Genomic DNA, 23,877 nt, shown 5'->3' with positions numbered 1-23,877 from the left:
GAACTAGTTCTTACTCAGTATTCACATAACGGGCATTAAAACCACATTTAGACATAAATACCTGACAGAAACGGTCACACAAGGGGCTTAACTCAAACACCCCGTCAAGCGGAATATTAATACACTCGAAAATAAACCAAGCGTTTGCTTGGTTTATTGAACTCATTCATACTCAGCCTTACTATAAAAACAATATTTAATAGGTGAGCTCTATGGATAAAAAAGGCAATTACTTTAACGATACCCATAAAATGGTACGTGAAAGCGTCAGTCAATTTGTTTCCCGCCACATATTGCCCAATATTAATAATTGGGAAGAACAAGGCAGCTTTCCCCGAGAACTTTATCAACTGGCAGGAGATGCTGGCATTCTTGGCATCGGATTTTCTGAAGAATTCGGAGGCAACGGACAGAAAGACACCTTTATGCAAGTGGCTGCCAGTGAAGAATTAATGAGATCAACATCCGGCGGTTTAGTTGCCAGTTTGGGGTCGTTAAATATTGCGCTGCCCCCTATTGCGCTCTGGGGTAGTCAGTCTCTCAAAGAAAAAGTCATCCCTCCTGTATTAAGAGGTGAAAAAATTGCAGCACTAGCGATAACAGAGCCCGGTGCAGGCTCAGATGTCGCAGGTATTTCTACAAAAGCCGTCAAAGAAGGAGACCACTACAGGGTTAATGGCAGCAAAATATTTATCACCAGTGGCGTACGTGCCGACTTTTATACCGTCGCCGTTAGAACCGGCGACCAGGGTCACGCAGGTATTAGTATGCTAATGATAGAGAGAGAAACGCCAGGCTTCAGCATAGGGAAAAACCTCAAAAAGATGGGATGGTGGGCCAGCGATACAGCAGAACTGTTTTTTGATGACTGTATGGTGCCCGTTGAACATTTAATTGGCGTCGAGAATAGCGGTTTTATCTGCATTATGACGAACTTTATCAAAGAGCGGCTATCGTTATCGATCATGGCTTACATGACCGCTCAACTAGCACTAGAAGAAAGCCTTAAATACATCAAAGAACGTGAAGCATTTGGCCGCCCTATTGGTAAATTCCAGGTAACCAAGCATAAGTTGGTAGACATGGCGACCCAAGTTGAGATTGCTAGAGAATATACCTATCGCGTCGCGGCACTAATGGACGCTGGCAAAAACCCTATAAAAGAAGTCTCTATGGCCAAAAACTTCTCTACTGAGATTTGCGAAAATGTGACGAATCACGCAGTACAACTATTTGGAGGCATGGGTTACATGCGTGAATCAGTGGTTGAAAGACTATACCGTGATAGCCGAATTCTACCCATTGGAGGGGGGACCACTGAGATAATGAAAGAACTAATTGCGAAGCAGATGGGGCTATAAGTCGACACTAATTGTATGGTTTGTGAACTTTTTAGCCCTAACTGTTGGTTTGGTGAGCAGGAACGATTATAATTCGCGCCTTTATAATTCAGGAAAACGGACAAAGGTACTTCCATGAACTTTGACAATATCCCAGCAGGCGAAAACGCTCCAGAAGACATTTATGTCGCGATTGAAATCCCTGCAAACAGCAGCCCAATCAAATATGAAATTGACAAAGATATGGGCGCACTAATGGTTGACCGCTTTATGGCAACCCCTATGTTCTACCCTGCAAACTACGGCTACATCCCTAATACCCTAGCAGACGATGGCGATGCACTTGACGTGCTAGTGGTTACACCTTACCCAGTCGTACCTGGTTCTGTGATTCGCTGCCGTCCTGTAGGCGTATTAAACATGGAAGACGAAGCTGGTGAAGATGCTAAGTTAATCGCAGTCCCTCACGAAAAAATCACGCGTCTATACGATGATGTTAAAGAAGCGACTGATTTACCACAACTACTTCGCGAGCAGATCAAACACTTCTTCGAGAACTACAAAGATCTTGAAAAAGGTAAATGGGTTAAAGTACAAGGTTGGGGAGACGCAGCTGCTGCAAAACAAGCGATCGTTGACTCTATTGCAGCCTATAACAACGATAAGTAGTGCTAACATGTTAATCTGTTAATCTGTTAATCTGTTAAGCCTATTGTTGTAAAAAAGAGTCGCTTTAAACCGACTCTTTTTTTATGTCCGATATAACAATATATTCCTCTCACCCAATCAAACATCGACCACTTCAGCATCGCTGAATACGCCACTGCGCCTACTCTGTCCGCCTTTCACAACACCACACCTACAATCAAGTTGACCAACATCAATTTTAGTTTTTTGTTTGGGAGTATAGTTGCCTCTTATATGCGACATTGTGTCGCACCTGATTTACGGAGTAAGCATGAGAAAACTGATACATAGCCTTTGTTTTGCGGCTTTTGTCGCATTTGTCTATCTGTCAGCCCCCTCGCTCTCACAGGCTGCGGATAAAACACTGCCTGCTGACTTAACAGAGCGCGTTCTTGATCAATACGAAGGCGCAGACAGCTTAGGTAAATTTGATGAAGCACTTAATGTATGGCCTGTCATGGCGGGAGATACCGTTCTAGGTTATGCCTTTGAAACCGATGACCAAGTCAGCATTCCTGCGTATTCTGGCAAACCCGTCAATGTTTTAGTTTCATTCGATGTAAACGGTATATTTAAAAACTCATGGGTACTTGAACATCACGAGCCTATCTTATTAGTCGGTATTCCAGCACATAAATTATGGGATTTCGCAGCTCAGTATATTGGCAAAGAAATCACCGACAAGATTCGAGTTGGTTTTAGCTCTGACCCTGAGGCGTTAACGGTTGATGCAGTAACAGGTGCTACCGTAACCGTTATAGTGGTTAACGATACCATTATGAAATCAGCTCACAAGGTCGCTGAAAAAATAGGCCTTATTGAACCGACTACGGGCGGTACAATACTACCTGCCACCGTTAAGAAAGATGTATTTAAAGAAGCCGACTGGACAACCCTCACCGGAGACGGCTCCATTCGCCGCTTACACCTTGACCGCGCTCAGGTTGACAAAGCCTTTATTGGTTCAACAGGCGAAGGGATAGAAGAAGCATCGGCAGATGAAAAACAAGATACCTTCATCGACATGTATTACACCTACCTCAACGCACCTACAGTGGGTAAAAACCTATTAGGTGATCGTGAGTATGATTGGTTAATGGGTGAACTTAAAGAAGGCGAACACGCAATCGCAGTGCTCGGCACAGGCCCCTACTCATTTAAGGGGAATGGCTATGTGCGTGGCGGTATATTTGATCGTATGCAACTCAACCAAGGTGACGATACCGTTAGCTTTAGAGATGTAGACCATCACCGTTTAACCGACGTATATACTGCGAATACGCCTGACTTTAAAGAGATGGATATTTTTATTATTCGTCCTCAATTTGAGTTTGACCCTGGCACGCCTTGGGATATAGAACTACTTGTACGTCGCCAGACGGGTCCGCTAGATAGTGTTTTTGTTAGCTTTGTGGGTGGGTACCAAACACCAGAAGCTTACATCGATCGCCCTATCCAACCCGTCGCAGAAGAAGAACTGCCGATATGGGTGACTATATGGCAGCAGAAAGCCTTTTCGATCTCGGTGTTAGTAGTTAGTTTAGTATTCCTAAGTGCTGTTATCTTTATGCAAGATATTTTAGTGCGCTACCCTCGCCTACTGCACAACCTTCGTAGAGGCTTCCTCATCTATACTGTATTATTTATTGGTTGGTACACCCTCGGACAACTGTCCGTCGTCAACGTGCTGACCTTTACACATGCCGTTATGGGAGACTTCCGCTGGGAGCTGTTCTTAATGGACCCCATCATATTCATTTTATGGGGCTTCACGGCTGCATCAATTTTGCTTTGGGGTCGAGGTATATTCTGCGGTTGGCTGTGCCCATTCGGAGCGCTGCAGGAACTTATTAACGAACTATCCAGAAAGCTCAAAATCAAGCAGTTCGAACTCCCTTTTGCCGTCCACGAGCGCCTATGGGCAGTAAAATATATCATCTTGCTAGCACTTTTCGGTATCTCACTAGAGTCAATGTCTACAGCTGAGCGCTTTGCAGAGGTTGAGCCGTTTAAAACAACGATCTTACTGGCATTCCAACGTGAGTGGTGGTTTGTGACTTACGCTGTAACGTTGCTCTTTATCTCTATTTTCACACGCAAAGTTTATTGCCGCTATATATGCCCTCTTGGCGCAGCGTTGGCTATTCCAACCAAACTTAGATTATTTGATTGGTTGAAGCGCCGTAAAGAATGCGGTCAGCCTTGTCAGCTTTGCGCGGTTGAGTGTGAGATTCAAGCGATTCACCCAGACGGCACCATCAATGCGAACGAGTGTCACCACTGCCTTGATTGCCAAATGACATATCACAACGAGAATAAGTGCCCACCTTTGGTGAATAAAGCCAAAAAAGCACGAAAGAATAAACCCGCGCCTAATCTGAAGCCCATTGACGCGATCAATGTCGGATAAGCCGCGCGATAAACGCAACAATTTAAACACAGTTTAAAATTAGTAAACCTAAGATAAACACGGGATATGAGTTAAATGTGTTGTCTCGTACCCCAATAAAACCCGACTAAAGCGGAGTAAAACGATGGAAGACAAGAAGAACGAAAACGAAAATCAGCCATCCATAAGCCGACGTGGCTTTTTGGGCGCATCGGCAGCTGCAAGTGCTGCGGGTGTTGCAGGCGTTGCCGGTTTAGCCGGTACAGTCATGACGCGTGAGTCATTTGCTCAAGCAGCAAAAGATTCAATGTCAAAAGCACAGGTTCACCCTGGCGAACTTGATGAGTACTACGGTTTTTGGAGTGGTGGTCAGTCAGGCGAAGTACGTATCATGGGTCTTCCGTCAATGCGTGAGTTGATGCGTATCCCTGTATTCAATGTTGACTCTGCAACAGGTTGGGGTATCACCAACGAAAGTAAGCTGATTCGTGGCAAGTCTGACAAACACCTATGCGGTGATGCTCACCACCCTCACATGTCTATGACTGACGGCCGATACGATGGTAAATACGTATTTATCAACGACAAACTAAACACACGCGTAGCTCGTATTCGTTGCGACATCATGAAGTGTGACAAAATTCTTGATGTACCTAACGTTCAGGCTGTTCACGGCTTGCGAGTACAAAAAGTACCTCACACTAAATATGTATTCTGTAATGGCGAGTTCCGTATCCCTCAGCCAAATGATGGTCGTGACCTAAACGATCCATCAAAATACTACACCATGTACAACGCCATTGATGCTGAAACAATGGAAATGGCATTCCAGGTTATTGTTGATGGCAACCTTGATAACACAGATGCTGACTACACGGGCCGCTTTGCTGCATCGACCTGTTACAACTCTGAAAATGGTGTAACACTAGCCGAGTCAATGCGTAACGAGCGTGACTGGACAGTTGTATTTGATATTCATGCGGTTGAGAAAGCAGTTAAAGAAGGCAAGTACACAACCATTGGCGACTCTAAAGTGCCAGTAGTTGATGGCCGTAAAGCCGCTAACAGCCCTTTCACGCGCTATATCCCTGTACCAAAGTCACCACACGGCTTAAACACGTCCCCAGATGGTAAATACTTTGTTGCCAACGGTAAGCTATCACCAACGGTTACGATCATAGCTATCGACAAACTACCTGCTTTATTTGATGGTAAGATCGAAGAGCGTGATACTGTTGTAGCAGAGCCAGAATTAGGCTTAGGGCCATTGCACACCGCATTTGATGGTCGCGGTAACGCATACACCACACTATTTATTGATAGCCAAATCGCCAAGTGGAATGTTGAAGATGCAATCAAAGCTTACAATGGTGAAAAGGTTAACTACATCAAGCAAAAGCTAGATGTTCACTACCAGCCTGGTCATAACCATACTTCAATGGGTGAAACCCGTGATGCCGATGGTAAATACTTGGTTTCTCTTTGTAAGTTCTCGAAAGACCGGTTCTTACCTGTTGGACCACTTCGCCCTGAGAACGATCAATTGATCGATATTTCTGGTGAAGAAATGAAGCTTATTCACGATGGCCCTGCATTCGCAGAACCTCATGACTGCATCATTGTTCACCGTTCACAATTAAAGCCTAAGAAGCTTTGGACGCGTGACGATCCGTTCTTCGCAGAAACTGTGGCTCAAGCGAAAAAAGACGGCGTTACTCTTGAATCAGAGAGCAAAGTTATTCGTGATGGCAAGAAGGTTCGTGTTTACATGACCTCTGTTGCGCCTAGCTTTGGCATGACCGACTTCACCGTTAAGCAAGGTGATGAAGTCACCGTAATTGTCACTAACCTTGATACCATTGAAGATGTAACACATGGTTTCTCAATGACAAACCACGGCGTGGCGATGGAGATCGGGCCTCAGGCAACGTCTTCAGTAACATTTACTGCAGACCAACCAGGTGTTTTCTGGTACTACTGTCAGTGGTTCTGTCATGCACTACACATGGAAATGCGTGGTCGCATGTTGGTAGAAAAAGCTTAATAAGCGCTTTAGACACGTGATCGCTTGATAACGTGCCTTAATTAGCTCAGCCTCTACTCGGAGGTTGAGCTAACTCAAGTTATCCCCTTCTTGTTTACCCTAAAATACTTAATCATATTAAATGTAATTTCATTTACAGATTCAGCCCATCAGCCTGCTAATTAGCCTATTATCTGCTGTCTGTTTTTAACGATTTGAATGAGTAGCCGTGATGTCACAAAAACCTTCAGTCCTTCACATTGGTGCCTTAATCACTTACTCCGTATTAACGGTCTTGTTTTCAGCTAACCTTGATGCCAATGAACAGCTTAGTAGTGCAGAAAATAGCGCAGAAATCAGCGACAATACAACGCGCAACATAACCGTTGTAAGCCCCACAAACACGTTACAAAAGCTGATTGATGAGGCTCAGAATGGTGACACACTCCAACTGAGACCCGGCCGCTATATTGGCAGCCTTTTAATCGACAAACCACTAACCCTCAACTGTGAACCCGGCACAAATTTAGACGCTAATAAGACCAAAGATGCCATTCGTATCACCGCCCCCAACGTCACTGTTAAGGGGTGTAATATTCTTAATTGGGGGGATGACCTCACCGCGATGGACGCGGGTATTATTGTTAAGAAGACAGCTGAAAATGCCGTGATCAAAAACAACTATTTAAAGGGCGTTGCGTTTGGCATATTTTTAGATTCAAGCGTCAACACCCAAGTGCTATCAAACCGTGTTGAAGGCTCACTAGAAACCCGCTCTCAAGACCGGGGAAACGGCATCCATCTTTACGGCTCTACAGGTGCAGACGTTGCGTTTAATGAAGTATGGCACACACGAGATGGCATCTATATCGATACTAGCCACAAAAATTCGATCCGCAATAATGAATTTCACCACCTTCGTTATGGCGTGCATTACATGTATTCATATAGCAATTTAGTCGAGAACAACTACACCCATCACACTCGTACCGGCTATGCATTAATGCAGTCCAAGTACCTACAGATTCTTAACAATCGTTCAGAGTGGAATGAGAACTACGGTATTCTACTCAACTATATCACCGACTCCACCATCAAGAATAACCATGTATCTAATACTCGACAAGGTAGCAACTATATCGGTGACAGCTCAGCACAAGGGGCCGAGGGAAAGGCTTTATTTATCTATAATTCTTTTTACAATAAGCTCGTCGGTAACACCTTTAGAGAAGGTGATTTGGGAATCCATATTACGGCAGGTTCAGAAGACAATATCATTATTGGTAATAACTTCATCGGCAATAAACAGCAGGTGAAATATGTATCCACCCGCACGCAGGAATGGTCAAACGAAGGTGCGGGCAATTTTTGGAGTGACTACCTCGGTTGGGATAGAGACAGCAATGGCGTGGGTGATATACCCTACGAACCCAACGATGGTGTCGACAAAATGCTGTGGAAATACCCCTCTGCAAAAGTACTCATGAATAGCCCAGCGGTTGAAACACTGAGATGGATTCAGCGTGAGTTTCCGGTATTAAAGTCTCCCGGTGTAACCGATAGCTATCCACTTATGCGCCCTACTGAAAGTAACAACATCCTCAGCCCTCAACTTTCAAATAAAAACCAAACAACAGGAGCCGCCTCATGAGCGTAGTCCAGCTCAATCAAGTTAAAAAATACTTTGATGGAATTGCGGCAATTAAAGAATTATCGCTCAATATCGAAGAAGGCGAAGTTTTAGGTCTGTTTGGTCACAATGGCGCCGGTAAAACCACCACCATGAAACTAATCCTTGGTTTATTAAAACCAACAGAGGGTACTGTTTCTGTTTTTGGTCATGCACCCACCTCGCCACATTTCAGCGACCATCGATACAGGCTTGGTTTTTTGCCAGAGAACGTCTCGTTCTACCAGCAGTTAACCGGCAAAGAAGTCCTTGCCTATTTTGCAAAGCTAAAAAAGGTCCATAAAAATCGAGTCGAGCAACTACTAGAAGAAGTCGGCTTAAACCACGCGGCCAATCGTAAGGTTAAAACTTATTCAAAAGGCATGAAGCAAAGGCTCGGCCTTGCTCAAGCGTTATTAACAGCGCCTAAACTATTATTACTTGATGAACCCACGGTTGGACTAGACCCCATTGCCACACAAGATTTTTACGCCATGGTTGATCAACTTAAAAAATCGGGCTGCTCTGTGGTGCTTTGCTCACATGTATTACCCGGCGTTGAAAAACATATTGATCGAGCGGCCATTTTGGGTGCCGGTCAACTACAGGCACTTGGTACCTTAACTGAACTCCGAGAGCAAGCCCAGCTACCCACAACCATTCGCGCTTATGGCGAGATCAACCGAGATATTTTACGCTCAGAGCTAGAAGGTCACGCGGTTGATATCAGTACCGCTAGCGATAACGCAATGGAGATTCAAACGTCACACGCTTATAAAACCCAAGTGTTACGAGAAATAATGAAGCACCCTGGCGTATCAGACATTGATCTTCAAACACCCTCGCTAGAGCAAATCTACCGTCATTATGTTGAAGCTAGTGCCAGCCATAATCACGACACCCCACCGCCACATATGACCAATTCAATCACAAAAGACAAAGAGGGGGTTCAATAATGCATGCGATTTGGTGTGTAGCACAAAAAGAACTGAAAGACGGCCTTCGCAATCGTTGGATTATTGCCATCACGCTTGTGTTTGCACTGCTTTCAATCGGAATATCTTGGTTTGGTGCTGCGGCGTCAGGCGTAGTAGGGTTTACCTCTATCCCTAATACCATTATCAGTTTGGCTAGCCTGGCAGTATTTCTTATCCCCTTAATTGCACTTCTGCTTTCCTATGACGCTATTGTCGGGGAAGATGAAGACGGTACCTTACTACTACTTCTCACCTACCCTTTAACAAAAGCACAGCTATTACTGGGCAAATTATTAGGTCACGGTCTGATCATGGGTATTTCGACGGCGCTTGGGTTTGGTTCGTCTGCAGTAATTATTGCGATATTTGCCAGCGGGGTAGACATTCCTGCGCTTTCAATTGCGTTCACTCGCTTTATTATTTCAGCCACGTTACTCGGTGTAATATTTGTCGCCGCCGCCTATTTTATCAGTGCGCTGGTCTCTGAAAAATCAAAAGCAGCGGGTATGGCATTAATTTTTTGGTTTCTGTTTGTACTGGTGTTTGATCTCGCGTTACTGGGACTATTGGTAGCAACTGATGGACAATTTAACCCTGAGCTGTTTCCTTATTTACTATTATTAAACCCCACAGATGTGTTCAGGTTAATAAACCTAGTCGGATTCGAAGGCAGCGGAGGCGGCTTACTAGTGATGGCTAGTGAAGTAGAGTTTGGGTTTATGACATTATTCGCTGTACTGATTGGCTGGCTGCTATTACCTCTCAGTGCCGCTTACTGGGCTTTTTCGCGCAGAAAAATCTAACCCTATACCGATCATTAAATAATCAGGAGTACTGACCATTAACATTCTTAATGCTGACCGATTCAAAATAATAACAGCCGCCATTGCGATGCTTTTTATCACGGCCTGTAGCAATGAAGACACTACACAACACACTAAGAACCTTCCTGTTGCGATTGAATCAGGAGATGAATGCCATTTGTGCGGTATGGTCATTAGCGAATTTCCAGGCCCTAAAGGCGAGCTCTTTGAAGGCCGTCAAAATAGTGTAAGAAAATTCTGCTCTACCCGCGACTTGATGAGTTGGTACTTACAGCCTGAAAACAAGCCTAACAGTAAAGACATCTATGTTCATGATATGAGCCGTAGTGACTGGAACTCTCCCAATGATGAGCACATGATTAACGCTAAAGATGCTTGGTTTGTTGTTGGCTCAAGTATGAAAGGTGCCATGGGGCCTACTTTAGGCTCTTTTGCAGAGAAAGCGGCTGCAGAGGCATTTGTAACGAAACATGGCGGTACTGTGCTGGGGTTCAATGAGATTACGATGGATATATTGAATACGGGTTCTGTAAGTAATATGGGGTCGATGCATCATTAGAATGGATCCCCGCCTGCGCGGGGATGAGGTATTTGTCATCCCCTCGTTTATGTCAGGCGGAGACCCACTGCGATTGGTCTTTTGCTTTATATCTACCCTTGTTGCAGCAAGTTTCTTAATTCAATAATTGCCGCATTAGCACGAGAAATGTAAGACGTCATAGTAATCGAGTGATTTGCAGTCATTCCAAACCCACTACCATTTAGAATCATCGGGCTCCAAACCGTTTCTTGAGTGGCTTCTAACTCAATAATAATCTGTTTTAAGCTCACTAAGGCATTCTTATCTCTAAGCACTTTATCAAAATCCACTTCAATCGCCTTTAAGATGTGTATCAACGCCCAAGTGGTTCCTCTTGCTTCATAGAAAATATTATCAATTTCTAACCAAGGTGTTTTCTTAACAATCAACTTTGTCGTGGCTGTTGACTGCTGAGCTGAAGGGTCGCCTGCTAAGCCCATATCCAACTGGTTACGACCGACGCTTTCGCTCAATCGCTGAGAAAGGCTGCCGAGACGGTTTTCTATGTCAGACAACCAGTTTCTTAAGTTATCAGCACGCGCATAAAATTGAGCGTCTTGCTTATTATCGTCAGATAAACGCCCAAGGTATCGGTTTAATGCCGCAATACCACGACGATATTCTCTCTCTGTAGACGGGATAGCCCAGCTTCGGCTATCAAAGTTAAATTGCGGTTCAGCGATCGCCAAGTCAGGGTCTTCTGTCGACTGACTTTGTACTCGGCTCAAGTCTTTACGCAGGGCTCTTGCTAAATCTCTTACCTGTACCAATACTCCAAACTCCCAACTTGACATATTATCAAGCCAAATTCCTGGGGGAAAAATATCATTATGAATATAGCCGCCAGGCTTATCGAGTATCGTTTCAGCCAAGATAATCAGTGTCGCCGTTGTAGTAGAACCGACAACCACTTTATGGCCTTCTGCACTCGCCCTTACCGCTGCAGCCGGTGCAACGTCAAAGGTTTCAGGCTCGCTACTCCAGAACATACCCAGCACCACAGAGATAATTAAATAGAGCCCGAGCCCACCCATTAGCACTTTGGGTAACAGCCCGCCGCCCATATAATCCTGCAGGTCTTCCCAGCGATCATTTACGAAATCTTTAACCCTTTGAAATGCCATTCTATAACCCTATTTACTTTCTATAATTACGTTATATTATTTTACTTAACGATATCTTATCAATTCGTTTTCGCTTGCCCTATGCTGCCTAGGTATATTTTACTTCAACTACCTTAGGCGTCATCCAATACACGCTACTCAATCTTCGCTTGCGGTCTACAGAGATAATACCCCATCGCGCCATCGATGCCGAGTGGCTCTATAGAATCCCACTCATCTTCAAACTCAACACCCACGGCAATAACCTGAATATCCTGCCCATGAGCAATCTGCAACACTGTCCGCAAGAAAAACTGATTATCACGACTATGTTGTATATCACGAATAAAGCTATGATCAACCTTAATATAATGAATCGACAAATGCTGTAAATAGGCAAATGGAACCGCCGCTACGCCAAACTTATCAATCGATATTTCATACCCTAGCGTTGAGCTTGCCGTTACGATTTTTTCAAGCGCCTCATTTGCTAGTTGCAGGCTATATTCAGAGACTTCAAAAATAAACCATCTAGCCGCATCAGGGTGCTCTGTCATTTTATTCAAAAACCACTCAACAAACATTTCGTCTGTCAGTGAGTGAACCGATAAATTAATGCAGTAACGTCTTGTAACTGTATCGCTCTCTGCCAGCCGGACCATTTTATCCACTACCAAGCGATCAAAGTCCGCCAGCATCGAAAAACGTTCAGCCATCGGAATGAATTTACCCGCTTCGATCAACTCGCCGTTAACCTCGATACGCGATAATACCTGATGATGCAAAATAGTTTTCCGGTCACCGCTATACACGGGTTGAAAGTGAAAAATAATATTCTTTTCCGCCAGCGTATCAACCAGTATTTTCTGCCACTCATTAGCCTGTCTAACCGACTCTCCGGGGGTTGAAAAGTTGCTATCACCAACATAACGCTGCCATCCGTTTGGCCCAATAGCCTGAGCATTACGTAGCGCCATATCCGCTTCAGATAAAAAGACAGGCAGCGGTAAATTAGTCAGCGTAGATGCAATACCAATATGCAAAATATCATTTCGACAGATTTGCTTAACTAAATGCAGTCCCGACAGTTTATGTAGCAAATCATTAGCAAACTTATCGGCCTGCTCATCAATCACGCCGGGCAAAAATATTGAAAAATCTGACCCCGAACGGCGAGCAACAAAAGCGCCAGCAATTGGCACAATGCTCGCTTTAATCGTATTTGCCAGCTCAATCAATAAATCATCACCTGAACGGCGGCCATTTTTTTGGTTATAACTCGCAAAGTCACTTAGCTGAATTAAACACAAACTGCCTACTGCAGTACTTTGCTCAGACTCAAGTTCCGCTTTCAGCCGTCCATCAAATTCAGCACGGTTACCGAGTCCGGTAATAGGGTCATGAAATGACTCTGTACGCAAATGTTCAATAAGTGATAGTTGCTCGCCAAACATCTTTCCAAGCCGATCTGACATGCTATTCATCGCAACCGCAACCCGTTTTAATTCACGCGTCTTCGGCAACGGTGGTCGAAAGCTAAAATCCCTATCTCTAATCGCTTTCGCCTGTTTCTCTATTCTTGTTAACGGAAGCAATATGGTCGTGATAACAAACTGCATGACTAAAAATGCCACTGCAGCAATTAATGTGAACCAAATCAGCTCAACCTTAAGGCTGTCCCATAGTTTGATATAGGCAAACCCAGGATGACTCACCACAGAAACACTGCCCAACTGGCTCCACCCACTCATAACCTGTGCTGTCCCCTCTGGCGCTTGCAAATCTATTTGATCAACAAACCAGCTGGGAACCCCTTCAATTTTCATTGTCGAGTGACGTAATACTTTAGCCTGGCCATCAACATCGTAATAGATAATGTGTCGATAGTAGCCACGATCAAACATGGCATCTATCAGTGATTCAGCACTCACTAAATCATTCGCATCAATTACGGTCGAAAGCAGCAAACCAAGCGACGTAGCCGCGTCCTCTGAGTGAGAGCTTAGTTGTTGTTGCATATACGCTTTAGAGCTACTAACATTTAGTAAGAAATTAATAACCAGTAGCGATGCCATCAGTAGGCCTGTAAACCACAGCAGCACCTGTTTTAACGTAACACTACGAGGTTCTTTATTGTTCATGTTAACTACCTCATGTTAATAAACTCATAATTCAATAGTAATCAATTTCACAGTTTTAATATGATCACAATTTGAATTATTACAAATAGTTACACACTATGACATTAAAGGACTATATTAAACACTATAGTCCGGTACAGAATCTCTACAATAATAGTTATACATTTTAGACAAAAAGCTTAATAAATATAAAAAAGCAGCCAATACCGTGAGCGCTAACCGATAAAGCCGCCACAATTTATAACGGCTTTAGTTACACATTTCGGAAACAACGCTTCACGACCGAAGGAACAGTTAATGTCATCAGAAGATCAGCGGGATAAACTAAAGCAACACTTCTCTAAGCGAGTAACCAGTCAGGCTAGAATCGTGCTTGATAACTGGCAGAAACTTAAAGACTCCGATTGGGCCGACATGCAATGGCTAAATGACCTGAAAGAATCGGCTGAAAAACTAGGCAAATTTGCTTCTCGCTTTGAGATGAACCAACACCTGCTTGTCGCAAAAGATTTAACCAATGTATTAGATTCAATACAGTCAGATGAAACCCAACTGGACGACCTCAAAAAAGAAAAAATAAACAAAGCAATTACCGCGCTAAGCGAATGCACTCAACGCAAAAGCGATTGTGATGCTAGTGCGGCCCCTCGCACGTTTCTTCGAACCCCTATTTATATTGCGATCAATCACAAGGAAAACGCTCAGCGAATTATCAAACAGCTAGAGTTTTTCGGTTTTAGAGCAATCAGTTTTGATACGAGCGATGAACTGATAAAAGCAGCCCAACACAACAAACCCGAAACAATCGTCATTGATGTTGATTTTAACGGTGATAAATTTGCCGGCATCGAAACTATTAAATCAATACAGTCAAACCACGAGACACCAATCCCTATCATTTATACTAGCGAAGATGATGATGGCATCGAGATCCGTTTAATGGCGTCAAGAAGCGGCGGTGAAGAGTTTTTCCATAAAGTGGTGGATCTAGGTCAGCTGATTGAAAAAATAGAAGAGTACACCAATGCAAGCCCACTCGATCCATATAAGGTATTAGTCGTTGACGACTCTCGGGCTCAAGCACGCTATATTGAAAATGTTCTAACAAAAGCAGGCATGACCACCTGTGTTATTACAGACCCCATGCAAGTACTTATCGCGCTTAATGATTTTTCGCCTGAAATTGTCATCATGGATATGTACATGCCGGGATGTACTGGGATGGAGCTCGCACGTGTTATTCGTCAGCAAGACAAATTTCACAGCGTCCCTATTATCTACTTATCTGCAGAAGATGATATCAACAAACAGCTTCATGCGATGAGCCTAGGTGGAGATGACTTTTTAACAAAACCCATCAATCCTAAGCACCTAGCCTCAACCATACATAACCGAGGCCGGCGCGCACGCTCTTTATTAGCGCTCATGATCAGAGACAGCCTTACAGGGCTCTACAATCACACCCATACGCTTTATTTATTAGAAAATGAAATTGCTAAGGCTCACCAGAATGGGACCAAGCTAACATTTGCGATGCTGGACATCGATTTCTTCAAAAAAATCAATGATAGCTACGGCCACCCTATCGGTGACAGAGTATTAAAAAGCCTTTCCCTGTTTTTAAAACAGCGACTAAGAAAAACCGATCATATTGGTCGTTATGGTGGTGAGGAGTTTGCCATCGTGCTGCCTAACACCAGCGAAAACGACGCAAAGATCATACTCAATGAAATTCGCGAGAAATTCGCAGAACTGCAACAACCCGCCGGCAACTCTGAATTCCATGTCACATTCAGTTGTGGCGTTGCCTCAGGAACCCATGAAAATGCACAACTTATTTGCGAGCGTGCAGATAACGCCCTATACGATGCGAAGCGAGCAGGTCGCAACGCAGTTCGCAGTTATCGCGAACCCTCTTCTCAATAGAGAAATTAATTCTAACTAAATACAAGTTTGCCGAATTTTCTTGAAAATATAGGGAAAAGACGGCAAACTTCGTAGAAATCGCAACTAAGTTACCTACACCTCTCTACAATCAACCTCAATATTATCGGGAAAGGACACTCCGCTATGGCGACAATACTTGTTCTTCATGGTCCTAACTTGAATATGCTAGGCAGCCGAGAACCAGAGATTTACGGCTCTGAAACCCTCAGCGATATCAATCATAGGCTTCAAAACTCAGCCACTGAACTCGGTCATCACCTGCAAACACTTCAAAGTAATGCAGAGTATGAATTAATTGACCGCATTCACGATGCAAAACAGGAAGGGGTCGACTTTATCATTATCAACCCTGCGGCTTTTACACATACCAGTGTCGCTCTTAGGGATGCCCTGCTTGCAGTAGAGATACCTTTTATTGAAGTACATTTATCGAATGTACATGCACGGGAAACATTCAGGCATCACTCTTATTTTTCAGATGTGGCTGTCGGAGTTATCTGTGGTCTAGGCAGCCAAGGCTATGACTTAGCCTTACAAGCCGCCATTAAACAATTGAACTAATTAATCAGTGTCAGTCAGCTTAGATTAAACAATGATCAGAACTTAAATATGACTGCACACTAACAAGACCTTAACTACAACCACGCCGAGCGAGTATATATTCAGGCTATTTACGGCGAAAAGAGATATAAACATGGATATTCGTAAAATAAAAAAACTGATTGAGTTAATTGAAGAATCTGATATTGAAGAAATTGAGATTAAAGAAGGTGAAGACGCTGTACGTATTAGTCGACGCAAACAAGTGAGCGCCGCAGCCCCTCAGCCTACTTACGTTGCAGCGGCGCCCTCAGTGTCTACTGAACCGACTGACACCTCATCTGACCAAGCGCCATCAGCACCCGAGCTAAATGGTCACGCGGTTCGCTCTCCGATGGTCGGCACTTTTTATCGTGCAGCCTCTCCTAGTGCACCGTCATTTATTGAAGTAGGTCAAAACATTAAAGCCGGCGATATCATTTGTATTGTTGAAGCAATGAAAATGATGAACCAGATTGAAGCAGATAAAACCGGTACCGTTTCAGAAATCCTCATCGAAAATGGGCAGCCTGTCGAATTCGATCAACCCCTTATTACTATTGTTTGATTGAGTAAGCAGAATGATTGAAAAAGTATTAATCGCCAATCGAGGAGAAATCGCACTCCGTATTTTGCGTGCATGCAAAGCGCTAGGCATTCAAACGGTAGCCGTTCACTCTCGAGTAGATCGAGATCTAATGCACGTTCGGATGGCTGACGAGTCTGTCTGCATAGGCCCCGATAGCCCAACGGATAGCTACCTAAATATACCCGCAATTATCGCAGCGGCAGAAGTCACCGAGGCAGTAGCCATCCACCCAGGGTACGGATTTTTGGCAGAGAATGCCGACTTTGCAGAACAGGTCGAAAAAAGTGGATTTGCTTTTATCGGCCCATCTCATGATGTAATTCGCTTAATGGGCAACAAAGTATCAGCTATTCAAGCGATGGCAAAAGCAGGTGTGCCGACAGTGCCAGGCTCAGACGGACCGGTGACCAACAATGATGATCGCACACTCGCCATCGCACATAAAATTGGCTACCCGATCATGATTAAAGCGGCTTCCGGTGGCGGAGGACGAGGTATGAAGGCTGTTTATTCTGAAGACCAGCTTCTCAGCAGCATTCAACTTACAAAGAGTGAAGCAAAAGCCGCATTTGGGGATGACACCGTTTACCTCGAAAAATTTCTTGATCGACCACGTCATGTCGAAGTCCAAGTGCTCGCAGATGGCCAAGGTCATGCAATCCATCTTGGTGATCGGGACTGCTCGTTACAAAGACGCCACCAAAAAGTAATTGAAGAGGCCCCAGCCCCCAATATTAATGAAGCCGCAAGAGCTGCTGTCTTTAAAGCCTGCACTAAAGCTTGCATCGATATTGGCTATAAAGGCGCGGGAACCTTTGAGTTTCTTTATCAGGATGATCAATTCTACTTTATTGAGATGAACACTCGAATTCAAGTAGAGCACCCTGTTTCTGAAATGATCAGCGGCGTTGATATTGTTAAAGAGCAACTGCGAATTGCCAGCGGCCTACCGCTTTCTGTCTCCCAAGACGATATTGTCTTTAGCGGGCATGCCATAGAGTGCCGCATTAATGCTGAAGACCCTAAAACGTTCATCCCAAGCCCCGGTAAAGTGAATCATTTTCACGCCCCAGGTGGTTATGGTGTCAGAGTCGACTCTCACTTGTTCAGCGGGTACAACGTTCCGCCTTTTTATGACTCACTGATTGGTAAACTCATTACCCATGGTGAAGATAGAGAAAGTGCATTAAATCGCATGTCGGTTGCCCTTAATGAACTCGTCATCGACGGCATAAAAACCAACGTCCCGTTACACCAAAGATTGGTCCAGGATCAAAGCTTCCGCCAAGGCGACTTTACTATCCACTATTTAGAGAAACTGATTAAAAAATAGCACACTTGCTACGCCCGAGTTCTCCAGAAAAAAGCATCATCAACTGTTAAGTTTTTATTATTAAGGTCAAGCCATGCCGTGGATACAAGTTAAAATCGATATACACCCCGCTCAGATTGATAGCATAGAAGAGCTTTTGCTAACGTCTGGCGCTTGCGCGGTGACCATGGAAGATGGCAAAGATCAGCCAATTTATGAGCCAGAACGCGGCACAACACCGCTTTGGAAGCACACCCAACTAACGGGGCTGTTTGATGCTGCGGCTGATATGCAATCAATTATTCCAAAAATTGAAGCGCGTTATCAGGCACTAAGCGGGAGCCCTCTACCCGCTCACAGGGTCGAGATCTTAGAAGATAAAGACTGGGAACGTGCCTGGATGGACAATTTCCACCCCATGCAATTTGGCACCCGACTGTGGATCTGCCCTAGTTGGCGAGAGCCAGAAGACCCAAATGGCATTAACTTAATGCTTGACCCTGGCTTAGCATTCGGTACTGGGACTCACCCAACAACAGCACTCTGCTTGGCTTGGCTTGATGCACAGGACCTCAAAGATAAAGTCGTCGTCGATTATGGCTGTGGTTCAGGAATTTTAGGTATCGCTGCACTATTATTAGGCGCTAAGCGCGTGATAGGCGTCGATAATGACCCTCAAGCACTCGAAGCCTCAAGAGAGAATACTCGCCGCAATAATATAGAAGAAGATCGGTTTGAGATTTACCTCCCTGGTGAGGCGCCAGACATTGAAGCTGATGTCATGATTGCAAATATACTGGCACAACCGCTTATCAGCCTATCGCCCACCTTAGCAAACATGACAAAAAAAGATGGTTTATTAGTTCTGTCAGGCATATTAGAACAGCAAGCCAGCGATGTTAGTGAGTGCTATAGCGAATGGTTTGAAATGAACCCGCCCGAGCAAAAAGAAGAATGGATTAGGCTGAGCGGAAGCAAGCGATAAAACGGTTAGCCAAAATAGGCGGTGGCTAAAAGTCACCGCTATTCAGAACCCATAAAAGTCGCTACACTTAATATCATTATACTAAATACTAAGTCAGATTTTTTTCAAAGGATGCAAAAGGACGCGATGAGTAACACTCACTTAACTCAATGCCCTCACTGTCAAGCGACCTTCAAAGTACAAGACCAGCATCTTAACGCTGCAGGTGGAAAAGTCCGCTGTGGATCTTGCCTAGAAGTATTTAATGCACTAGAAAATCTGACGCAGTCTGCGCAGCCTAAACCCGCTCCGACTAGCCAGCCACAAGCACCTCAAAAACCGCTTACCGAAACCTCTGATACCCATTCACCAGAGACCTCAGAACCACAAAAAACAGCAGATGAAAACGACGACGATGAGTTTGTCTTTGCAGACAACCCCGATGAAGATAGCGAAGATGAAGGCTATACCGGCCCAGGTACATTCTCTTCTGAACTCAGCGACAGTTTTCTCGAATTAGGCGAAGGCGGTTCTAGCCATTTTTCTGACCATAAATTAGACGATGACCTTAACGAAGATCTAACTAATAAAAAAGCAGGTTCTGACGAGAGTTGGGCCGAGAAAATGCTGGAAGATATAGAAACCAATAAAAGCGATCACTCAGCGAAAAAGCCGACGGCCGAAGAATCAGACTCGTTTTCTGCAGAGTTCGCCGCACTCGACCAAGAAAACAGCCAAGAAGAAATAGCCATCCGCGCTCCCCAAGTCGAGCCACCGACTCATGACGACGCTAATGTCACACAAGCAAACCACACACCCCCTATTAAAGCAGAGCAATCACAACGCTACGCCAGTACAGATTTATCACACCAATACCAGAACCTTCAGGTTGACCCTCTCGACCTTCCTAATGCTTCGGGTCGTTCTATTATTGGCACATTTATTTGGTCCACATTAAACATTCTATTACTGGTTACACTCCTGGCACAGTTATCTTGGTTTCATTATGACAAGTTGGCGCAGTTTGAACAATTAAGACCCTTCTATGAAAAAGGCTGCCAACTTGTAGGTTGCCAATTACCCGATCTTGTCGATACCACTAAGATCAAAAGCCAGAATTTAGTAGTGCGGAGCCATCCGACTGCGCGCAAAGCACTTATTATCGATACGGTGATTGTTAATCAAGCACCTTACGATCAGCCTTTTCCAAACCTTGCGCTTTATTTTTCAGACCTGAACAATAACGTGATTGCACAGCGCCTATTTGAGCCATCAGATTACCTCTCAGGTGAAATCAAAAACTGGCCTGCAATGCCGAAAAATACGCCTATTCATATCTCGATAGAAATACTCGACCCAGGAAAAAACGCAGTCAATTATAAGATTGACTTTTTTAAGCACACAGCCCAAAACTAAACTTTATCGCCACTAAAAGCGCTTTTGACTAATAAACTGCAAAAAAGCGCTCAATTGTCAACCAATTTGAATGAAAAATAATCTATTTTTCCTTCAAATGCCTCTTTAATGACAAGCCTCTGACGAGTATCATTACCCCCCCTGATTAGACCGGAAACAGAACATCATTTCGGTTGTCCCCCAATCGTGTCTTATGATTTTTTTGGGGGTGTTATGTGCATGCATTTAATAACCTTTCGATGAGATCAGCTGTGATTCAAATTGGCCCTTACAAATTGAAAAATCAACTGATTCTTGCACCTATGGCAGGTGTAACTGATCGGCCGTTCAGACTTCTTTGTCGAAGAATGGGCGCCGCAATGGCGGTTTCAGAAATGGTGATTGCTGACCCTAAGTTTTGGGGCACACGAAAATCTAAACATCGTCTCGATCACACCGGTGAACCAGACCCGCGCTCAGTTCAAATAGCGGGTGGTGAGCCTGAGATGTTAGCGCTAGCCGCAAAAATGAACCAAGAGCAAGGTGCCCAGATTATTGATATCAATATGGGGTGCCCTGCCAAAAAAGTATGCAATCGCGCCGCAGGCTCTGCGCTACTTAAAGATGAGCCGCTAGTTGCCAGTATTCTCAAAGCTGTAGTCGATGCAGTCGATATTCCGGTCACGCTAAAAATCCGGACGGGCTGGGATACGGATCATAAAAATGCTATTACGATTGCCCGTATGGCAGAAGACCTCGGCATTCAGGCGTTGGCTATTCATGGTCGAACCCGAACCTGCGGATACAGCGGAGACGCTGAATACGACACGATTGCTGAAGTGAAGCAACATATCAGCATCCCCGTTTTTGCTAACGGGGATATTAACACGCCGGAAAAAGCCCAATTTGTCTTAAACCATACCCAAGCGGACGGTTTACTGATTGGGCGAGCGGCTCAAGGTCGCCCCTGGATTTTTCGGGAAATGGATCATTTCCTAAAAACGGGTGAGCACCTTAACCCCCCTAGCGCTTCTGAGGTAGGAGAAATACTGCTTTCTCACCTTCACGAATTGCATCATTTTTATGGTGAGCTTATGGGGACTCGTATTGCCCGCAAGCACGTTGGCTGGTATCTGAAATCACACAAGGATGGCAGTGACTTCCGTCAAAACTTTAATAAGTTAGACTCAGCACAACAACAAATTGCAACTATAACTAAGTATTTTGAGCGTTTAAGTAATGGAGAGGACATCGCCGCATGACAACTGAAGCATTTGCAGAACCCGCCACTGCAATCCCAGTTTCTTTACCTGAAAACCAGACCGAAGTTGGTTTACCCTTTGGTGCCGAAGGTAACGTAACGCTGCGTGATAGCGTTGAGAAGTCGCTAATTAACTATTTTGCACAGTTAGATGGCACACCGGCTACAGAAGTGTATCAACTAGTACTTTCCGAAGTTGAAGCACCGCTGCTAGAGCAGGTAATGAAGTACACTCGTAACAATCAAACCAAAGCGTCTGTTTTATTGGGTTTGAACCGTGGAACTTTACGCAAAAAGCTAAAGCAATACGGTCTGCTATAATATCTACAGCAGTGAACCTGCGACAAGAGAAAGTCAGCATTAGGAGAGATCCTGCGCATGACAGCCTTAAATCCAGGCCATCGGTAAACTACATACTCTGCCCGTAAAAGGCGTAGTTTACCCGCCTCAATTTTTATCAACTTGCTCACGATTATAAACCATGACTGAAATGCAATCAGGTATCCGTATACGCCGCGCTCTAATCAGCGTATCTGACAAAACTGGCATCGTAGAATTTGCTCAAGCCCTCGAAAAAATGGGTGTTGAAATCCTTTCTACTGGTGGCACATTCAAGTTGTTAACTGATAGCGGCGTTGCTGCTGTTGAAGTTTCCGACTATACAGGCTTTCCTGAAATGATGGATGGCCGCGTAAAAACACTTCACCCTAAAATTCATGGCGGTATATTAGGGCGACGGGGTATTGATGACGATGTGATGAATACTCACGACATCAATCCTATCGACATGGTTGTGGTTAATCTATACCCGTTCGAAGCCACTATCGCAAAACCTGATTGTGACTTACCGATGGCGATCGAAAATATCGATATCGGTGGACCCACGATGGTTCGCTCTGCAGCCAAAAACCACAAAGACGTCGCGATTGTCGTTAATGCACCCGACTATGATGCAGTATTAGCTGAAATGAACAGCGCAGAAGGCGCCCTTTCACTTAATACTCGATTCGATCTAGCGGTTAAGGCATTTGAGCACACTGCAGCTTACGACGGCATGATTGCAAACTACTTGGGCACCAAAACAGAAGACAATAACTCTGACTTGTTTCCTCGTACATTCAATACCCAGTTTGTTAAAGCACAAGATATGCGTTATGGCGAGAACCCGCATCAGCAAGCTGCATTTTATGTCGAAAGAAACCCTGCAGAAGCCTGCATTAGTACCGCTAAACAGCTTCAGGGTAAAGCGCTTTCATTTAATAATGTTGCCGACACAGACGCAGCCCTTGAATGTGTTAAGCCATTTGCCGATCCCGCTTGTGTGATTGTAAAGCACGCAAACCCTTGCGGCGTTGCGATTGGTGCTGACATTAAACAAGCGTACGATCTTGCTTATGCAACCGACCCTACATCTGCTTTTGGCGGCATCATTGCGTTCAACAGAGAGTTAGACGAAGTCACTGCAAAAGAGATCATCGACCGTCAATTTGTTGAAGTCATTATTGCGCCAACCGTATCGCAGGGTGCTATTGATGTAGTGTCAGCCAAACAAAACGTTCGCTTATTAGCTTGTGGCGAGTTTGGTGACACACGCGTACCTAGCTTTGACTATAAGCGCGTTAATGGCGGGCTGTTAGTTCAAGATCGCGATTTGGGTATGGTTAATCACGACGAACTCAAGATGGTGACTGAACGTTCTCCGTCTGAGCAAGAGTTGAACGACCTATTGTTTGCTTGGGAAGTCGCCAAGTTTGTTAAATCAAACGCTATTGTTTACGCCAAAAACGGGCGTACCATTGGTGTCGGCGCAGGTCAGATGAGCCGTGTTTATAGCGCAAAAATTGCGGGTATAAAAGCAGCCGACGAAGGCCTTGAAGTGAAAGGTTCAGTGATGTCTTCTGATGCATTTTTCCCATTCAGAGACGGAATCGACGCCGCTGCTAAAGCCGGTATTACAGCGGTCATTCAGCCAGGTGGCTCAATGCGCGATCAAGAAGTTATTGATGCGGCAAACGAGCATGGCATTGCGATGGTCTTTACCGGCATGCGTCACTTTAAACACTAAGCACTGCTTAGAGGTTAGCCTTTTATAGATAT

21 protein-coding genes are annotated in these 23,877 nt (G+C 44.5%); 17 read left to right on the top strand and 4 right to left on the bottom strand.

Annotated features, from left to right (window positions below):
- Positions 1–10: 10 nt before the first annotated feature.
- Positions 11–166, bottom strand: coding sequence for a hypothetical protein (locus NKI27_RS02995; RefSeq protein ID WP_265048217.1), 156 nt, complete (start codon positions 164–166; stop codon positions 11–13).
- A 46-nt stretch (positions 167–212) separates the two neighbouring features.
- Between NKI27_RS02995 and NKI27_RS02990 the strand changes: the two genes are divergently transcribed.
- A complete protein-coding gene (locus NKI27_RS02990; protein WP_265048216.1) occupies positions 213–1,361 on the top strand; it encodes an acyl-CoA dehydrogenase family protein in 1,149 nt (382 codons plus the stop codon).
- A 114-nt stretch (positions 1,362–1,475) separates the two neighbouring features.
- A complete protein-coding gene (gene ppa, locus NKI27_RS02985; protein WP_265048215.1) occupies positions 1,476–2,009 on the top strand; it encodes an inorganic diphosphatase in 534 nt (177 codons plus the stop codon).
- A gap of 117 nt (positions 2,010–2,126) precedes the next feature.
- On the opposite strand, the gene NKI27_RS02980 is transcribed toward ppa, so the two are convergent.
- Positions 2,127–2,270, bottom strand: coding sequence for a hypothetical protein (locus NKI27_RS02980; protein WP_265048214.1), 144 nt, complete (start codon positions 2,268–2,270; stop codon positions 2,127–2,129).
- Between the two features lie 28 nt (positions 2,271–2,298).
- Here NKI27_RS02980 and nosR point away from each other — a divergent pair, with 28 nt between their 5' ends.
- The 6 genes from nosR to NKI27_RS02950 all read left to right on the top strand — a co-directional run bounded on the left by nosR (position 2,299) and on the right by NKI27_RS02950 (position 10,468).
- Positions 2,299–4,437 (top strand): transcriptional regulator NosR, encoded by a 2,139-nt coding sequence (nosR, locus tag NKI27_RS02975; RefSeq protein WP_265048213.1) that lies wholly within the window; start codon positions 2,299–2,301, stop codon positions 4,435–4,437.
- A 124-nt stretch (positions 4,438–4,561) separates the two neighbouring features.
- Positions 4,562–6,460: a TAT-dependent nitrous-oxide reductase gene (nosZ, locus tag NKI27_RS02970; protein WP_265048212.1), complete on the top strand. Its 1,899-nt coding sequence runs from the start codon at positions 4,562–4,564 to the stop codon at positions 6,458–6,460.
- A gap of 211 nt (positions 6,461–6,671) precedes the next feature.
- Positions 6,672–8,090, top strand: coding sequence for a nitrous oxide reductase family maturation protein NosD (locus NKI27_RS02965; protein ID WP_265048211.1), 1,419 nt, complete (start codon positions 6,672–6,674; stop codon positions 8,088–8,090).
- Positions 8,087–9,064 carry an ABC transporter ATP-binding protein gene (locus NKI27_RS02960; protein ID WP_265048210.1) on the top strand — a complete coding sequence of 326 codons (978 nt, stop codon included), beginning with the start codon at positions 8,087–8,089 and terminating at the stop codon, positions 9,062–9,064. The genes NKI27_RS02965 and NKI27_RS02960 overlap by 4 nt, the downstream gene beginning before the upstream one ends.
- On the top strand, positions 9,064–9,888 hold the full coding sequence (locus NKI27_RS02955; RefSeq protein ID WP_265048209.1) for an ABC transporter permease: 825 nt from the start codon (positions 9,064–9,066) through the stop codon (positions 9,886–9,888). The genes NKI27_RS02960 and NKI27_RS02955 overlap by 1 nt, the downstream gene beginning before the upstream one ends.
- A gap of 88 nt (positions 9,889–9,976) precedes the next feature.
- On the top strand, positions 9,977–10,468 hold the full coding sequence (locus NKI27_RS02950; RefSeq protein ID WP_265048208.1) for a nitrous oxide reductase accessory protein NosL: 492 nt from the start codon (positions 9,977–9,979) through the stop codon (positions 10,466–10,468).
- A 92-nt stretch (positions 10,469–10,560) separates the two neighbouring features.
- On the opposite strand, the gene NKI27_RS02945 is transcribed toward NKI27_RS02950, so the two are convergent.
- Entirely contained in the window at positions 10,561–11,553 is a 993-nt protein-coding gene (locus NKI27_RS02945; RefSeq protein WP_265049464.1) for a DUF2333 family protein, read from the bottom strand.
- Positions 11,554–11,747: 194 nt separating this feature from the next.
- Positions 11,748–13,733 (bottom strand): EAL domain-containing protein, encoded by a 1,986-nt coding sequence (locus tag NKI27_RS02940; RefSeq protein ID WP_265048207.1) that lies wholly within the window; start codon positions 13,731–13,733, stop codon positions 11,748–11,750.
- Positions 13,734–14,030: 297 nt separating this feature from the next.
- On the opposite strand from NKI27_RS02940, the gene NKI27_RS02935 reads away from it, so the two are divergent.
- The 9 genes from NKI27_RS02935 (at position 14,031) to purH (ending at position 23,845) form a co-directional block, all read left to right on the top strand.
- Entirely contained in the window at positions 14,031–15,659 is a 1,629-nt protein-coding gene (locus NKI27_RS02935; RefSeq protein ID WP_265048206.1) for a GGDEF domain-containing response regulator, read from the top strand.
- A 144-nt stretch (positions 15,660–15,803) separates the two neighbouring features.
- Positions 15,804–16,241 carry a type II 3-dehydroquinate dehydratase gene (aroQ, locus tag NKI27_RS02930; RefSeq protein WP_265048205.1) on the top strand — a complete coding sequence of 146 codons (438 nt, stop codon included), beginning with the start codon at positions 15,804–15,806 and terminating at the stop codon, positions 16,239–16,241.
- 133 nt (positions 16,242–16,374) lie between these two features.
- A complete protein-coding gene (gene accB, locus NKI27_RS02925) occupies positions 16,375–16,827 on the top strand; it encodes an acetyl-CoA carboxylase biotin carboxyl carrier protein (RefSeq protein WP_265048204.1) in 453 nt (150 codons plus the stop codon).
- A 13-nt stretch (positions 16,828–16,840) separates the two neighbouring features.
- Positions 16,841–18,181, top strand: a complete 1,341-nt coding sequence (accC, locus tag NKI27_RS02920) for an acetyl-CoA carboxylase biotin carboxylase subunit (protein ID WP_265048203.1) — start codon at positions 16,841–16,843, stop codon at positions 18,179–18,181.
- 73 nt (positions 18,182–18,254) lie between these two features.
- Positions 18,255–19,145 carry a 50S ribosomal protein L11 methyltransferase gene (prmA, locus tag NKI27_RS02915; protein WP_265048202.1) on the top strand — a complete coding sequence of 297 codons (891 nt, stop codon included), beginning with the start codon at positions 18,255–18,257 and terminating at the stop codon, positions 19,143–19,145.
- Between the two features lie 126 nt (positions 19,146–19,271).
- Positions 19,272–20,540: a DUF3426 domain-containing protein gene (locus tag NKI27_RS02910; protein WP_265048201.1), complete on the top strand. Its 1,269-nt coding sequence runs from the start codon at positions 19,272–19,274 to the stop codon at positions 20,538–20,540.
- Positions 20,541–20,794: 254 nt separating this feature from the next.
- Positions 20,795–21,781 carry a tRNA dihydrouridine synthase DusB gene (dusB, locus tag NKI27_RS02905; protein WP_265049463.1) on the top strand — a complete coding sequence of 329 codons (987 nt, stop codon included), beginning with the start codon at positions 20,795–20,797 and terminating at the stop codon, positions 21,779–21,781.
- On the top strand, positions 21,778–22,101 hold the full coding sequence (gene fis / locus NKI27_RS02900) for a DNA-binding transcriptional regulator Fis (RefSeq protein WP_406802821.1): 324 nt from the start codon (positions 21,778–21,780) through the stop codon (positions 22,099–22,101). The genes dusB and fis overlap by 4 nt, the downstream gene beginning before the upstream one ends.
- A 169-nt stretch (positions 22,102–22,270) precedes the next feature.
- Positions 22,271–23,845, top strand: a complete 1,575-nt coding sequence (gene purH / locus NKI27_RS02895; protein WP_265049462.1) for a bifunctional phosphoribosylaminoimidazolecarboxamide formyltransferase/IMP cyclohydrolase — start codon at positions 22,271–22,273, stop codon at positions 23,843–23,845.
- Positions 23,846–23,877 lie beyond the last annotated feature (32 nt).

Origin of the sequence: Alkalimarinus alittae, from assembly GCF_026016465.1 — a bacterium.
In the GTDB taxonomy this organism is placed as follows: domain Bacteria; phylum Pseudomonadota; class Gammaproteobacteria; order Pseudomonadales; family Oleiphilaceae; genus Alkalimarinus; species Alkalimarinus alittae.
This window is presented reverse-complemented; position numbering and strand designations above follow the sequence as displayed.

Coding starts and splice junctions, on each gene's coding strand:
- NKI27_RS02995 (WP_265048217.1), bottom strand. CDS start 166: ATGAGTTCAATAAACCAAGCAAACGCTTGGTTTATTTTCGAGTGTATT.
- NKI27_RS02990 (WP_265048216.1), top strand. CDS start 213: ATGGATAAAAAAGGCAATTACTTTAACGATACCCATAAAATGGTACGT.
- ppa (WP_265048215.1), top strand. CDS start 1,476: ATGAACTTTGACAATATCCCAGCAGGCGAAAACGCTCCAGAAGACATT.
- NKI27_RS02980 (WP_265048214.1), bottom strand. CDS start 2,270: ATGTCGCATATAAGAGGCAACTATACTCCCAAACAAAAAACTAAAATT.
- nosR (WP_265048213.1), top strand. CDS start 2,299: ATGAGAAAACTGATACATAGCCTTTGTTTTGCGGCTTTTGTCGCATTT.
- nosZ (WP_265048212.1), top strand. CDS start 4,562: ATGGAAGACAAGAAGAACGAAAACGAAAATCAGCCATCCATAAGCCGA.
- NKI27_RS02965 (WP_265048211.1), top strand. CDS start 6,672: ATGTCACAAAAACCTTCAGTCCTTCACATTGGTGCCTTAATCACTTAC.
- NKI27_RS02960 (WP_265048210.1), top strand. CDS start 8,087: ATGAGCGTAGTCCAGCTCAATCAAGTTAAAAAATACTTTGATGGAATT.
- NKI27_RS02955 (WP_265048209.1), top strand. CDS start 9,064: ATGCATGCGATTTGGTGTGTAGCACAAAAAGAACTGAAAGACGGCCTT.
- NKI27_RS02950 (WP_265048208.1), top strand. CDS start 9,977: ATGCTTTTTATCACGGCCTGTAGCAATGAAGACACTACACAACACACT.
- NKI27_RS02945 (WP_265049464.1), bottom strand. CDS start 11,553: ATGGGCGGCGGGCTGTTACCCAAAGTGCTAATGGGTGGGCTCGGGCTC.
- NKI27_RS02940 (WP_265048207.1), bottom strand. CDS start 13,733: ATGAACAATAAAGAACCTCGTAGTGTTACGTTAAAACAGGTGCTGCTG.
- NKI27_RS02935 (WP_265048206.1), top strand. CDS start 14,031: ATGTCATCAGAAGATCAGCGGGATAAACTAAAGCAACACTTCTCTAAG.
- aroQ (WP_265048205.1), top strand. CDS start 15,804: ATGGCGACAATACTTGTTCTTCATGGTCCTAACTTGAATATGCTAGGC.
- accB (WP_265048204.1), top strand. CDS start 16,375: ATGGATATTCGTAAAATAAAAAAACTGATTGAGTTAATTGAAGAATCT.
- accC (WP_265048203.1), top strand. CDS start 16,841: ATGATTGAAAAAGTATTAATCGCCAATCGAGGAGAAATCGCACTCCGT.
- prmA (WP_265048202.1), top strand. CDS start 18,255: ATGCCGTGGATACAAGTTAAAATCGATATACACCCCGCTCAGATTGAT.
- NKI27_RS02910 (WP_265048201.1), top strand. CDS start 19,272: ATGAGTAACACTCACTTAACTCAATGCCCTCACTGTCAAGCGACCTTC.
- fis (WP_406802821.1), top strand. CDS start 21,778: ATGACAACTGAAGCATTTGCAGAACCCGCCACTGCAATCCCAGTTTCT.
- purH (WP_265049462.1), top strand. CDS start 22,271: ATGCAATCAGGTATCCGTATACGCCGCGCTCTAATCAGCGTATCTGAC.